At 46.9% G+C, this 15,232-nt stretch carries 3 protein-coding genes and 1 pseudogene; 3 read left to right on the top strand and 1 reads right to left on the bottom strand.

Features of this window, described 5'->3' with window-relative positions; all coding sequences use genetic code 11:
* From KBW69_RS22545 to KBW69_RS22535, 3 genes are all read left to right on the top strand, one after another.
* Positions 1 to 4,283: transglutaminase domain-containing protein (locus KBW69_RS22545; protein ID WP_257282376.1), on the top strand; the 4,283-nt coding region annotated here is incomplete at its 5' end.
* 151 nt (positions 4,284 to 4,434) lie between these two features.
* A complete protein-coding gene (locus KBW69_RS22540) occupies positions 4,435 to 12,081 on the top strand; it encodes an AAA family ATPase (RefSeq protein ID WP_257282375.1) in 7,647 nt (2,548 codons plus the stop codon).
* A 547-nt stretch (positions 12,082 to 12,628) separates the two neighbouring features.
* Positions 12,629 to 14,365, top strand: coding sequence for a hypothetical protein (locus tag KBW69_RS22535; RefSeq protein WP_257282374.1), 1,737 nt, complete (start codon positions 12,629 to 12,631; stop codon positions 14,363 to 14,365).
* A 685-nt stretch (positions 14,366 to 15,050) separates the two neighbouring features.
* On the opposite strand, the pseudogene KBW69_RS22530 reads toward KBW69_RS22535, so the two are convergent.
* Positions 15,051 to 15,232, bottom strand: a pseudogene (locus KBW69_RS22530) (hypothetical protein); the annotation flags it as partial.

The following is a 15,232-nucleotide window of genomic DNA, read 5'->3' as shown; positions in this document are numbered from 1 at the left end:
CAGCTCTGGTCAGGCAGTTACAACGGCATTTGCCAGAGCCGCAAATAAACGACATTGCACACAATGCCACCGAGTGTGTGATGGCACTCTGGCAATATTATCAGGAGCTGTTGCCAGAGCATGAGTTCACTCCCAGAGATTTGACGGATATCTGCAGTTGGGTAGGTTGGTATCTGGATCGTGCCCTACCCGTAAACGACAGTATTACCGGTAAGCAAATAAACGGTTTGATCCGGCAAAGTTTTCGGGATGTACTGGGTGCCGAAATCAGCGACACTCATCAGGATGCCCTGTCAGCGCTGGAAATCTGGTTTGCTGCCCGTTACGAACCGAACAACACCCTGAGCGACAAAGTTCATACCCGGACGCTGCAAGATATTCAGCAGGCCTTCAAAACATTCACCCAACAAACCCGACCTGACTTTGATACCTCCGGATCGGCAGTCATTGAGCTGGTGCAACGGCTTGGACAGGATTTAAGCCGTTGTCAGCAGGCTTATCATCTCAACAGGAAACACGGCGGTCGTCAGGCGACACTGATTGAAGGCCCCGCCGGGCGTGGTAAAGATGCCACGCTGAATCTGGTGGTTGAAACTGTCAAACGGCAGGCTGAAGAACGGGGAGAATCGACACCAGAGGTCTTTCCCCTGAATGCCTGTGATTGTTCCTGGGACAAATTGTGTGAAAAGATCCAGACGGCAAAAGTGCATGGCGGCATCGTGGTCATTTCGGAAATGAATCTGATCGACAGCCAGCACCTGGAAGGTGAGTTGAACGATATTCTGGCCGGTGACGCCCATCCGGGTTTCCATTTGTTTGCCACGACAAACCCACCCGAGTACAGCGGACGCAAACCGCTATCACCGGCACTGAAAGGGCGTTTCCGACATTTACCAGTACGGCAGTATAACCCGGCAGAGTTGCAGAGCATTGCTGAGAAAGTATTGCCAGAGACCCCGCAGGGGAAAGTCGTGGCTGAAAAGCTGACTCGGCTACATTGTCAATTGAGAGCATGCCTGCATCAGAAAAAACTGCCGTTTCAGCCCACCAGCCTTGATTTGCAGAATGTCGCCAAAGCGGTTCTCAGCAAGAACGATTTTACCGAAGACGGACTTCATCAATGCCTCAATCAGCACTACCGGCTTTATCTGATGGCAGCTGACCTATCGTTGGAGGAACTGCCAAAGTCACCGGCTCTGGCCATAGGTAAAGGATCACTTGATTCTGGACTTTGCGAATGGCTCAACCGAACGGTATCGGGTATCTGTCGTCCGTGGTTGATACGACAAAGTGATCGCAACAGTATTGATGAAAAAGGCCATGAAATTCGTATTAAGACTCAGCTGAGTACAGAAGCAGCCAAAACAGAAATCATCAGAATGGTGGCTCATGTAAAGTGGCAGGCAACCGGTCTTTCCCTGAAGCCGGATCAGTCGGACGATATTCTAACCAGAGCACTTTACCGATACTGGCAGCAACGCTGGTTTGATCATGAGTTTGGCTTGAAGGACGTAGACGCTGATAGTGTATTTCCACTGACGGAAGAGCAAAAACAAACGCTGAGACTACCGGCTTCCCTGCCTTATCTTCACGAGGCTGATCAGCGGATAGAGGCATGGAACAGCCATAAAGTTCAACCCTGTCCTGCGCTTTGGCATCAGATGATTGATTTGCCGAACCATTGGGCTGAGGCTCCTGAAAAATACAATCCGAAAGTCGACAAGAATCGGGCAGAGACACTGGACCGGGAAACGAACTATGAGGGCCTGGAGACGTCACTGGTTTACGAGTATAAAATTTTTGATACACAGGATCCTCCTCCCCATATGTATCGTTGCCAGGCAGAGGATATTCGTGTGTCTGCCAAGGGTGATATCACACTGATCAATATTAGTAGCCAGTACATTCATGGAGCCGAAATCCTCATACCAGACCCGTTACCAGGGCATAACCAGACTGTGACATTGACCAGTGATCAGACGCTGGCGATCTTTAACCAGTCATCAAAAAATGGTCAATTTGCATTACCCAGTCTGAAGCCTGACGACCATATTGTGGCCCTGCGCATAGATCCCGAGCTGGCATTTACCCTGGTCAGGGACCGATATACCGGACTTCACACGGTGTTCATTCCGGAGGCCAACGCCGAACAGAAAATTCAATTCACTTATATCGTAGAACCCAAACAACCGGATGGAAAAATACGTGTTCAAGAAGCCCGACCAGAACGAGCAACCTATCTTGACACCCATTGTTCAAAAGGTATGAAAACAGTCATAGAGAATCTTCTTGCGGCCATTGATGACCTGGATCCACCCGCAGAACAGATGCCCTTGTGGAAAATAAAAAATGCCAGAAGCACGACGCAACGAATTAAGGCGATAACGGCCTATTGCCAAGCTTTTTCCGGTAAGGCCCAACCAGAGAATAATGAAAATTTCTTTCAATTTCTCGTCACACAGCGGCAAGGTAGCTGCCGTCATCGTGTGCCTGTTTTTATTGCTTTTTGTCGTTATTACGGGATTCAATGTCGGCAAATAAGTAACTCTAACCACAGCTTTGCCGAGTATTCTTTGGATAAAGGCAAAAACTGGAAGTCAGTGGATTTGGGCGGGGAGCCTGTGCAGCTAAAAGAAATCGTTCCTGACTTCCAGCTCACCAGAAAGGTCCACGGTTCCGGCACTGAGTTAAAGAAGATTAAGAATCTCCTGAAAAGGGCTGATTCAGCACAATGTGAAGCCCTGGCTGAAGCCCTCGGTATACGGCTTGAGGCACTGAACGAAGCCCTTGAGACAAACAGCGCACTGCCAAAAATAAATCTGGATACTGTCGAACTGGTAAGAAGTCTTTGGGCACGGAGAGATTTAGCCGGTTTTTCCATGGGCGTCTCAATCATCGAGTCGCAAGAGGCAGAAGCATTGAGCCATTACGAGAAGGAATTGTTCGGTGGTATGCCTTACCACGATCTCGGCGGTATGCCTTGCTACAGTCGACAGACCTATAAGCCGATGTCTGATGCAGTCAGAGAAATATTGTATGCAAACGATGAAGATCAGGTCACTGAGCCACTCAGGTTACTCCATTCAAAAATGATTGATAAGGCCGGAGCATGCCGACACCAGTGGTTGAGTTCAATAGTGGATGTTCTGCTGGAAAGCAGTGACTTAACCAAGCCTTCGTTTATTCAATTTGCCCGTGAAGCCCTGGCATTAGGGTGGCTGGATCCACTGCCGATTTATGAAAGTCAAATTGTAAATCACGGTGAACATTATGAGTTATTGTTGCGTCTGGAAGCCATCAATGAACTGAAGGTTAATGCCGTTAATTGCATGAAAAAATGGTACAAGGCGTTGTTGTCCCGGGAAAAAAATAGCCAGGTATGGCAGCACACTTATATAAGCTCCCGAGTGAGAGAAAGTAATGCCTTGTTTGTCACTCATTGTCATGATGGGTTTTCCACAACCCTTGAAAATCTCATTGCCAAACGATCTTTACAAATTGCCTGGACGGACCAACCTGAGGGCGTTCCGAATATAGAACGATTGCTGGTGCGCCATCCTGCGTTCCCACAGTTAAACTCGGGCAAAGCGAACTACCGTCCGGTGATTATCCTGGGGCAACCTCGCTGGTACGACGAAGGGATGAGTGAAAAGACCGAGGCCCTGTTTCGACTAAAAATTGAGAACAACCCGAATTTGAAGCTGATATGGACACAAATGAATGAACGAGCGGAAATAAATCAACAATTCACTAAAGCTATGCAGGCATTGAGTAAAGAATTCAAAGTAGCTCCTGGTGCCCAGCGATCTAAAGATCAGGAAGAAAAATATCAGCAAAAAATGGCTGATATCAATAGCCACTACATGTCCAGGCTAGATTCCCTTCTTGATGTGCCGTTTCAAAAGGAAACGCCTGTGGATCATTTGAAGTACAAATGCATGGAAGCGATTGAGCATGCCTTCATTCATTACCTGTATGAAGTGACACACTCGAAAGGCGCACGCTTAACGTATTGTTGGGCCGGTGCTCGAATCAGGTCTGAGGGTCGCCCGAACCACTTCGGCGCTCATGATCCATCCTCACCTGAAGAGCTGTATGCCATGATGAGTGTTATTCAGAGTTCTTCCCGTCTTCAGGACACTGTAAAGGATGCTTACTTAAGTCAGGCTCATAACGCCAGTAACGCCCTGGTGCTTAAGTCCGATGAGCTGACAAAAATTGCCGAAGAGTTTTTGAGCACCGTGAACTTGAATTCGATGAGTGACGCTCTGGATACATGGTAACCGTATGGTCATGTTGAGTTTTTCGAGATCAATGATTTCCTTCAATGGTTCCGGGCAACTATCCTAATTGAACTTTCATTCCATTTTAATATCCAACTATCAAACAATTTCAATGCAGTCTTTTAAAAGATATTAGAAAGGGTGGTTGGCTATGGATAGTCGGATCGGGGAAATAAACAAATCGGTTCTTGATAGTGACGTTTATGATACTAACGTACCATTAAAAAAACCAAAGCTGGAATTATCGGCAAATGATGTAGCGATCTGCTCTGATGTCATTACCAAACTCAATGTATCGTCACCTCAGATTAAGTCACCTGACCGGGAGAGAACCGTATCCTCAACGGATTCCTCACTCCAAAAGCCTCCTCATGCTTTCGATTTTCGTTTTGTCACCAGTGATGATGAGGTTCGACAGCTTTTAATTGCGCGGACCTGCGATGAACACCGGGATGTCACCCTTATTTCCCATCCCGATGACCTCTCACAGGCTAACCTGGTGAGCCGGTTAAGCATTTCCGGTGATGGTCACCAAGCTCTAAGCCCGGGCAAGCTGTTTGAAGGTTCGCAGCCATTGACTCTGGTGCTGGATATCCGAAAGCTCACCAGCGAGGAACTGCCCAAATTTAACGACCTGCTGGACCCGGACAACCCCTGTCTGTACGACAAAGTCAGCCAGAAGAAGCGCCCCCTGGGCGAGCATGTTGCCCTGCTGGTCGTGGCAGACCCTGAACAGTTGACATCGATTGGCCAGCGTGAAGACTCACCTGGTGCTGATTTCTGGCGGCGGATTAATCGACCGGGCAATACCTGGCAGTTCGACGCACAGACCGACAATGATCCATCGATGGACGACGATGTTCATATGATATTGATTGAACTCCCTGCTGCCGAAAGCGCAATGGATAACGACAATACCGTTCTTATTGACTGCCACTTGCACAGTAACTGGCGACAGTTGCTGTTGGGCGGTCCCGGTGTAGATAAACAGGGACGAATTAAGCACCTTCCCGGCAGGCTTGAGTCACTGAAGGCCGGACAACAGGTGATTCTGAAAGGGGCCAACTGGCAGGATCTGGCCTTCGAACAGACAATTCGGCAAATGCTGGCGCAGCAGTGCTTTGAGAGCAATGGGAAGGTCTGTCAGTTACCCGACAATGTTCAGTTTTATCAGATGCCGGTAGGGAAGAACGAACTTCATTCACTGTTCCAAAGCCTGTCCCACTCATGTGATAAAAAAGAAGAGCAGGCACCAAAAAATCCGATCATCATTAACGAAAGTAACATCAGGGAATGGCTGAGCCCGATTGCCATTGCCCCGGAAGGCCATGCAGTGCCTAACACCTGTCTGTTGGAACAGGTTCGGGCGGGTGGTGTAGTCACCGTCACTTCGCCCCTCACTGAAGCACTCTGGTTTCGCTTACTGGGTTCACTGAAGACCATCAGGGAGACGACAGGCCTGAAGCTCCAATTACAGGTGGCTCATTCAAGGCAGCAGCCGAAAGCTCTGGGATTGACAGAAAACGATGAGCACTCAATGAGAGATCATGCCGTTTTTAGAACCATCACTTACCAGCAACATGCCCAAGCCAGTCATTGGATCAATGATCAGCCGGAAACACCTCTGGTCATCCAGGTCAATGAACAAACCCGCTTCTGCCAGCTATTTGATAACATCCATATCACCTCCGAGCAAAAGGCGTATTTTGGACGACGTCAGAGTCAGTTGCAGGAGGCATTAACGGCTGGCAAGCCAGTGGTATTCCTGGGACTTGAGAGTAACCCATCGCTTCAGCAACTGCTGGAACCCCTGGTTGTGGGACAGCCAATGTTGGTAAATGGTCAATTACAGGCCTACCCACAAGCTCATGTCACACTGCTCTGGCCTGAGTCCTCAGAAAGCCCATCTTCAGTATTGAGTTCGATGGTCGCCACGGGTAAACCCTGTTCTGCGGTCGATCTCTGGGATATCAATGCGGACAAGCATGATATCCCCCGGACTGAACTGCCAGAACAAGCGCTTGATGATCTTTACGAAGCGTTTAAAACCGTACCTGCTCACCTGTGTAACCCTCTGCCTGAAATAACCGAAGGGTTATTAAATAACCTGATACTGGCTGCCCGACGGGCACAGCGGGTTGACCAGTCCTCCCTGCTCCTGCCCCGCCATTGGCGCAAGGCCATCAATAGTGTCATCACCCATGGCTTGCGGCAGAATCCGTCAGTGCGTGATTTTATGAAAGTGGTTTGTTGGCAGTTACTGCCGGACGCTTATAAAAAGCTCGATGAGGGTCAAACTGCCTGTGTAGATCCGGATCAGTTAAATGAAATCATCAATAGTGCCCCACGTTTAGACAGAGCGTTTGTGAAGCAAAACCTGTGGTCACTGATCAGAGCCTCTGACCCGAAGGTGTTTAAGCAAGCAAAACGGTCCTATCAAACTTTATCTCCGCAATGGGATGAAGAGGAAGTTCTGGACTGGCTCTGTGCCCTGATCGTGGCCCATACCTCTGAACAACAACGAGATGCAATGGCCTGCCAGTTGAAAGTCGATCCCGCAGCAGAGACCTGCCAATCGTTCACCATCAGGCCATCAAGACAGATTAAACGTTTGCAAGATGCACTGGCTTCTGGCTGGCAGTTACCTTTGCCATCAGGCCAGACCCGATCCGATGCCATTCACGCTCTGGCCACCGATTGTTTTCATATTGCCAGAACAGCAAATTCCGACGCAGAAGGCATTGAACGTATAAAAGACAGACTGTCTGAATCACTGGCATGGCAGGGTTCCGCTGATAAGCCTTTGTCAGCACTGGCTCAGGATCTTTATCACGGCCTGATAAATCAGAAAGATCGTGAAAGTCGTCGATTATCCCGACTCCATGACCGGCTTACAGACTCTCCCGTTCTATTCCTGCAAGGGGAAACCGGCACCGGAAAAAGTTACTTTTCCGCCAAAATGGCAAAGGCTTCCGGTCAGGCAGCGGTGCTTTCCCTTGGACCTTCTGACAGCGAACAGACTCTGATGAAACGCTGGCAGTGGCAAGCACACGCCGATGGCGACCGCTCTATGTTGCAGCAAAACCGGGTGCTGATGGAATGGGCCCAAAGCGAATCTGACAAAGACGGAGAATACACAACACTGGTTCTGGATGAAGCCAACCTCACCAAGGCAGGATTGCTGTCATCACTGAACGGCTTATGGGAACCCGAACCCTGCATCTATGTGAATGGTCATCCAGTCAAGGTCAGCTCAAAACATCGGGTGATTCTCACTGGTAACCCGGATCATTACGCCGGGCGCCAACTGGACCCGGCCCTGAAAGAGAAACTGTCGAAAGCTTACTACGCTCGCTTGGACCAGACTTTCCTCCGGGACAGGGTAGTGGAACCGGCGCTGGCCAGTCATTTACAACGGCATCTGCCTGATTCTGAAATAAACACGATTGCACAGAGTGCCACCAAGAGTGTGATGGTACTCTGGCAATATTATCAGGAACTGTTGCCAGAGCATGAGTTTACCCCCAGGGATTTAACGGATATCTGCAGTTGGGTGGGTTGGTACCTGGATCGTTCGTTGCCCGCAGGCAACACTGTTACCCATAAGCAAATGAACGGTTTGGTCCAACAAAGTTTCCGGGATGTACTGGGCCCTGAAATCACCGAAACCCATCAGGATGCCCTGTCAGCACTGGAAATCTGGTTTGCTGCCCGTTACCACCCAAACAACACCCTGAGCGACAAAGTTTATAACCACACCCTGCAGGATATGCATCAGGCCTTCAGAACAGTCACCAAAAAAATCCGACCAGACTTTGATACCTCCGGATCGGCAGTCAGTGAACTGGTGCAACGGCTTGGACAGGATTTAAGCCGCTGTCAGCAGGCTTATCATCTTCACAGAAAACACGACGGTCGTCAGGCGACACTGATTGAAGGCCCAGCCGGACGGGGTAAGGATGTCACGCTGAATCTGATGATTGAAAGTGCCAAACAGCGAGCTAAGCAACGGCAAGAGTCCATGCCCGAGGTCTCTCTCCTGAATGCCTGCGATTGTTCCTGGGACAAAGTGTGTGAAGCGATCCAAAAGGCCAAAGTGCATGGCGGCATCGTGGTCATTTCAGAAATGAATCTGATCGACAGCCAGCATCTGGAAGGTGAATTAAACGATATCCTGGCCGGTGACGCCCATCCGGGTTTCCATCTGTTTGCCACCATCAACCCGCCTGAGTACAGCGGGCGAAAACCCTTATCACCGGCGCTGAAAGGGCGTTTTCGACATTTGCCCATCCGGCAGTACAACCGGGTGGAATTACAGACCATTGCCGGGAAAGTGTTGCCAGAGTCCTCAGAAGGGAAACTCGTCGCTAAAAAGGTGACGGAAAAACATTGTCGTTTAAGGGCTTACCTGCAACGCAAAAACCTGCCGCTGCAGCCGACCAGTCTTGATTTACAGAATATCGCCAGGGCTATCACCAGAGGTGGCGATTTTAGCGAAAAAGCCGTTCATCAATGCCTTAATCAGCACTACCGGCTTTATCTGATGGCCGCCAATATATCGCTGGAGGAACTGCAGGAGTCTTCGGCTCTTGCCATAGGGAAAAGTGAATTTGATTCCGGACTTTGCCGTTGGCTCAATCAAACGGTATCGAACATTGATCGTCCGTGGTTGGTACGAAGCAGTCATCTCAACAGTGTTGATGAAAAAAAACATGAAATCCGTGTTAACACTCAGTTGGATGAAAAGGAAGCCAGAACGGAAATCATCAAGAGCGTGGCTCAGGCAAAGTGGCAGTCATCGGGCCTTCCCCTGAAGCCTTATGACTCCGACGATCTACTCACTCAGGCACTTTACCGACACTGGCAGAAAAGCTGGTTTAATCGTGAGTTTGGCCAGACGGGTTTGAAGGCTGATAGCGTATTTTCCCTCACGACAGAACAAACACTGACGCTGGGCTTATCTGCTCACCAGCCTTATCTTCGTGAGGCTGACAGGCGGATAAGTGAATGGATAGACCATGGCGTAAAACGCTGGTCCGTGTTCTGGCATCAGATCAGTGATCTGCCGAAGCATCTGGTAGACGATTTTATTAACGAAACAACACAAGACATGCCAAAAGTCCGGGAGAAACAAGCGCCAGCGTTGGCTCATAGCAAGAACCCTGAGCCAGAACCTGTTCACAAGGCGTTGACTATTGACGATGATAAGGCGCCCGAAAAATACGATTCGAAAGAGCACGAGAAAGAGGCTCCGGTATTGGATCGGACAACGGACTATGAGAACGAGAGTGAGCCACAGATTAGCGAGTATATAATTTTTAAGAGTGAGGACTATTTTCCCGGTATGTATCGGTGGTGGGCAAAGGATATTTTTGTGTCTGATAAGGGTGATATTAAATGGATCGATATTAATGATCGACACATGCAGGGGGCTGAAGTCCTCATACCGAACCGGTTACCAGAATCTGACCAGGAAGTGATATTAGCCAGAGATCAAACGCTGGCGACCTTTGACTGGTCATCGGACAATGGTCGATATGCGTTGCCCAGCCTGACGCCTGATGACCGTATCGTGGCTCTGCGCATAAAACCAGAACTGCCATTTACCCTGTTCAGGGATCGATATACAGGGCTTCACACAATCACTGTTGCAGAGGCCAAAGCCAACCAGATTATTAAATTTGCTTATGTCGTAGAACACAGAAAAGCGGGCAAAATAACACTGGCTGAAAAAGTCCGACCAGCACAATCAACACGTTTTGACGTCCGCTGTTCAGAAGGTATAAAAACAGTACTGAACGGAGTGTTTACTCGCATTGACCTGCAACCATCTGAAGTACGGGTACCTTTGCAGAGAATAAAAAACGCTAAAAACACCAGGCAACGCATTGAGGCGATCAGGGACTTTTGTCAAGCGTTTTCCGGTGTTGCTATGCCAGCAGAGCGCGATAAAAATTTCTTTCATTTCCTGGTAACACAGCGGCAGGGGAGCTGTCGTCATCGTGTGCCTGTTTTTGTTGCTCTTTGCCGTTATTTCGGGATTCCATGTCGGCAAATTCTTAACCGTTATCACACTTTTGCAGAGTGTTCTCTGGATAGAGGCCATACCTGGAAGCCAGTGGATTTGGGTGGGGCGCCTGTCAAGAAAACAAACATCCTGCCTGACTTCCAGCCCACCAGGCGGGTCGGTGGTTCTGGCTCTGAGTCAAAGAAGATCAGGGATCTCCTGGAAGGTGCTGATTTAGCACAACAGGAAGCTATGGCTAACGCCTTGGGGATGAGCCTGGAGGCGCTGAAAAAAGCCCTTGAGACAAATACTGCATTGCCAGAAACCGATCTGACACCTTTCAGAATGGTTGAGAGACTTTGGCAGAAAAAAGATTTGGCCAGTTTTTCCATGGGCGTCTCAATGTTAGAGTCGCTGGAGATACAATCATCGGACTGTGCCGAGCAAGCATTGATTGGTGATTTATATGATAAAAATGCCCGAAAACGTAATCTGCTGTCGGACGCCGTAAAACAAATATTGTTCGACAGTGATGAAGATCAGGCCACAGCTCAACTCAAATTACTCTATTCAAAAATGATTGTTCACGGCGGAGGATCCCCGCACGAGTGGTTGAACTCAATAGTGAAAATACTGAATGGCAGTAACTTAAGCAAATGTTCAGTTATTCAATTTGCCGGTGAAGCCCTGAAATCGGGTTGGCTGAATCCATTGCCGGAAGGAGACTTCCAGAGTCAGAGAAAGGAGAAAGTTGAACATCATAAGCTGTTGTTGTGTCTGGAAAGCGTCGATGAACTGAAAGTTGATGCCAGCCGTTGTCTGAAACAGTGGTACAAGGAATCATTGGCCGGGGAAAAAAATAATCGCCTATGGCAGAACTATTACAAGGGCTTCCAAACGATGAAAACGTATGCCTCGCTCGTTACTCATAGTCATGATGGGGTTTCGCCATTCCTTCAAGGTAAAATTGCCAGCTTATCTCTACAAAAATACTGGACGGACGAACCTGAAGGCATTCCGAATATAGAACGAATGTTGGTACATGATCCCGCGTTTGAGCAGTCAAGCCCGGTCAAGGCGGACCACCGTCCAGTGATTATCATGGGGCATCCATACTGGGACGACACCGTGATAAATGAAAAGGTCGAAGCCCTGTTACAACGAATTATTGCAAACAGACCGGACGACCTGAAGCCGCTTTTTGAAAAAATCAATCAATATGAGCAGATGAAAAAACAATTTGATCATGAAATGAAAGCACTGAACAAAGCACATGATAATAGCGATTACAGACACCCCGTGTCTCTTGATGAGCGATATCGAAGTGAAAAAAGTGAATATAAGAAAAAACGGCTTGAGATTGAAAACAGGTACAGCACTACTCTGGAGCGCCTCAAACCGTCTGATGAGGAGCGTAGACTGGAGAGTGATTTAAAAAACAAATGCACTCAAGCGATTCAGCAGGCCTTCAGTTATTACCTGTATAGATTGGCAAACTCGAAAGGCGGATGCTTAAAGTATTGTTGGGCTGATGCTGCCATCGGGGCAAATAATAAGAAAAGAGAGTACCATGGCGCTCACAGTCCATCCTCACCAAGAGAGCTGTATGCCATGATGACTCTCATTGATAGCTCTTCCCGGTTCCAAAAGACGGTTGAAGATGCTTACTTGCGGCAAGCACACAATCTCAGCAACGCTCTGGTACTGAAAACCAATGAACTGACAATCATTGCCGGAGAGTTTTTGAACAGCGTGAATTTGAATTCGCTTTGTGAGTCACTGGATAACTGACCATCGTCTGGTCACGATGAGTTTTTCCAGATCGCTGATTTCCTTCAATCGTTACCTGAGGAGTAAATACCTGACTTATTGGTACATTTCTTAACACCAGGATTCTTCCTTCTTTCTTATACACTTTTATGGCTGAAGTTGTGGCAGCAAAGGTGGCACTTACCATGATTGTTATTGCTGCAATACGTCTGGAATATGTTCTCATATAAATACTAGTTATATTCTTTGCCTACAAGTAAGTATCAGTTTTAGCATAATCGAGTCGTTCCAGATTACGACCCTGCGGTGAATCATCTGAAACAGGCGATAAATTGATGTCAGATTCCCGAGCACGAAATCAACATTCACATCCAAATTATCTGATCGAACTTCAGTCAGTTCTGAAAATACGTCGAATGTTTCATATATGGCGCCCTTAATATACAGTCGTTTATTGTGAACTCGTGCTCAACAGTGAACCAAAAAAATTACCTCAAAATCAGTTAAATATGAGTTTTTTGTCTAGTATTCCTATGCTACATCCCTAATAGAAGTTCAGTTTTTCACTATGAAGAATATGTCTTGTGTTTTTATTTTGGCCATCATCCTTTTTTCGGTCGACAGTCAGGCTGTAATTCCTTTCGCTTCATCATTGGTCTCTGGCAATGATGCCGATGCGATTTTTTCCTCTTTTTTACCTGATCCCGTTCGTCTACCCAAGTCCGGGATTGTTCCACTACTGCTGTTACAGAAGGGGAAAAAAAGTTCGATAATCAGTTTACCTGTCTCTGAAGGGGGAGGGCTACAACCAGATAAAGGAGCTGTGTTTACTGGCTATCCATTCGAATTAAACCGTTATGGCAACGAAAACAAGGAACAATCTAAAACCGACGGTAAATCTCCACCACCGCAGCAAAAGCGACAAAGTAAAAAACAAATGACTAAAGGGCAAAGTAGTTCTGACTCTTCAGGTTCATCAGACTCCGGGGCAGCGTCAGCATCGGCTTCCGGAAACAATGAGAGTCATGCCAGGCACCTTGAAAAACTGAAAGAAATACTTAAGGCTGCTGAAAAGTCATTGAAAACGATGGATCAGAAAAACAACATTGATGACTTTTATGCAGAATTGAAAGCATTGTATAGGGAAAACCCCGATATTTTAGCAGAGAAAGGTTATCTGGAGAGCGCAGAATACCGTTGGCAGGGGGTTCTTAGTCTCCTCAAGCTTTATTTTCCCGAAAAGCTGGAAGAAGGTGAAATGACCCATGTTTTAATTAAACATCCCGGGTTTAAGAAATTGCCAGCAAATTTAATCAGAATATTTGCCAAAGCAGTGCTTCCTCAGCTTGATTTGCCTGAAGAGCTGCCCAACTACGAGTTAGTTGACAGACTTCTGGATGCCGCTAATTCGAATATTTTAAGGCTTATGCATACTTATCTTGGTATACAACAGTGTCTTCGCCAGTTGGTTGCGTTATTTATAACGCAACTGCCATTAATGGCAACAGAAGAGCCAAAAAACTATATTTTTCAGGATACAACAGGTCACGTTAATGTTTTTTCTATCAGGAGAAATAGCAAAGGGCATTATCGGTTTTTTTTTGTTGATAGTCTGAGCGCTTTTAAGCGCTACAAAAAAGAACAACTTTATTCGCCCCTGTCGCATTTTGTCGGTTTAGCGATAACACTGGCGATAAAATATCACGACTTTACTGATTCCCGGTTTTTCTTTCTGCCTGGTCGTCAAGCCAGTGGCGTTGGCTGTGAGTCGTTCGCGTTGCACGATCTGGTAACATTGCTGGAATCCCCCATGTTGGCTCGTAACGGTTATTATGTGGACAAAGAACCCCTCACTAAAGACAATATGTTGGAGTTTTTTTTGCAGACAATTTATTTAGGGGACGAACAACTGGGACGATTGTTAATCAATGGGGAAAGTAAGGACTTTATCGAGACAGTAGACAAACCTGTCATTGATAAGCATAAACTGGACTCCATGATTCTTATGGCACTCCAAACCTGGCAGAAAGCGGGGTTGGAACCAGATTTGGTTAAATTGTACCAGTTGCGTCAGTTTCCTCTGAGGTTTGCATATCTGACCCAGGGACAGCTGAATCTGAAACGTTTGCTGGAGAGATTTTCTGAAGAACGCCAAAAAGAGGTGAACCAGGTAATTGATGAAACCCGTGGCTTGTTAACCCTCAATGATGGAATCTGCCATACCGTGAACCTGGCTGCTACTCTGCAGTGGATGAAATTGAATATTGATTTGCTGGATATAAACCGTCCCGGGCAGGAAAAATAAATCTGCTCCGCTGCTATCCAGCTGGTCTACGAGAGCTTACGGACCAGAATAATCATTCTAATTTAGCCCTACAATGAACGACCTCAGTAGCTGAGCAAGATATTTATTGCTCCACCCAGCCTTTTTACGCTTCGTTTTGATACTCCTTTTGCTGGAAGATACATAGGATAGATACATAGGATACATAGTACATAGAGTACATAGAGAGTACATAGAGGGTACATAGGACATCCAAGGGTACATAGGACATCCATATAGGATACATAGGAATACATAGTACATAGGGTACATAGTACATAGTAGAGTACATAGTAGGACATCCATATAATGAAAGAGGGTACATAGTAGGACATCCATATAATGAAAGAAAAACGAAAGAGAGAAAAACAGAGAAAAACAAAAGGAAAAATAGGATAGAGAAAATAGAAAAAAATAGAAAAAAATAGAAAAAAATAGAAAAAAATGAAAAAATAGGACATCCACACACAAATAGAAAAAATAAGACATCCATATAAAACACGGCCCATAATCCACGAGCCCAATAGCCCATCAAACTCTGACAGCCACTCAAAATAATCGTTCGTCATAACAAACAACAAGTGAATCACTCAAAATGGGAAAAGTCAGAAACAGCAAAGCTCCCCATATAACAGGAGAAACAAATAACAATAGAAAAGTCGGGCAATCAGCTTACGCCATGAAATAAACGACTACAGATAAACAACCCCTGTACCCATTGTTGCCCCGCTTCCTGAGCAAAAGTTTTCATGGCTTCCAGCCTGCCCACTGCCCGATAGAAGCGGTTATTATATCTCATGGTTTTGAGCCATTCATTTGAATCAATTTCCAGTCGGGTCAGAATGGGTG

This window comes from Endozoicomonas sp. ISHI1 (genome assembly GCF_024606225.1).
In the GTDB taxonomy this organism is placed as follows: Bacteria; Pseudomonadota; Gammaproteobacteria; order Pseudomonadales; family Endozoicomonadaceae; genus Endozoicomonas_A.
Note: the sequence above shows the minus strand (reverse complement) of the source record. Positions and strands in the feature narration are given on the sequence as shown.

Coding starts and splice junctions, on each gene's coding strand:
- KBW69_RS22540 (WP_257282375.1), top strand. CDS start 4,435: ATGGATAGTCGGATCGGGGAAATAAACAAATCGGTTCTTGATAGTGAC.
- KBW69_RS22535 (WP_257282374.1), top strand. CDS start 12,629: ATGAAGAATATGTCTTGTGTTTTTATTTTGGCCATCATCCTTTTTTCG.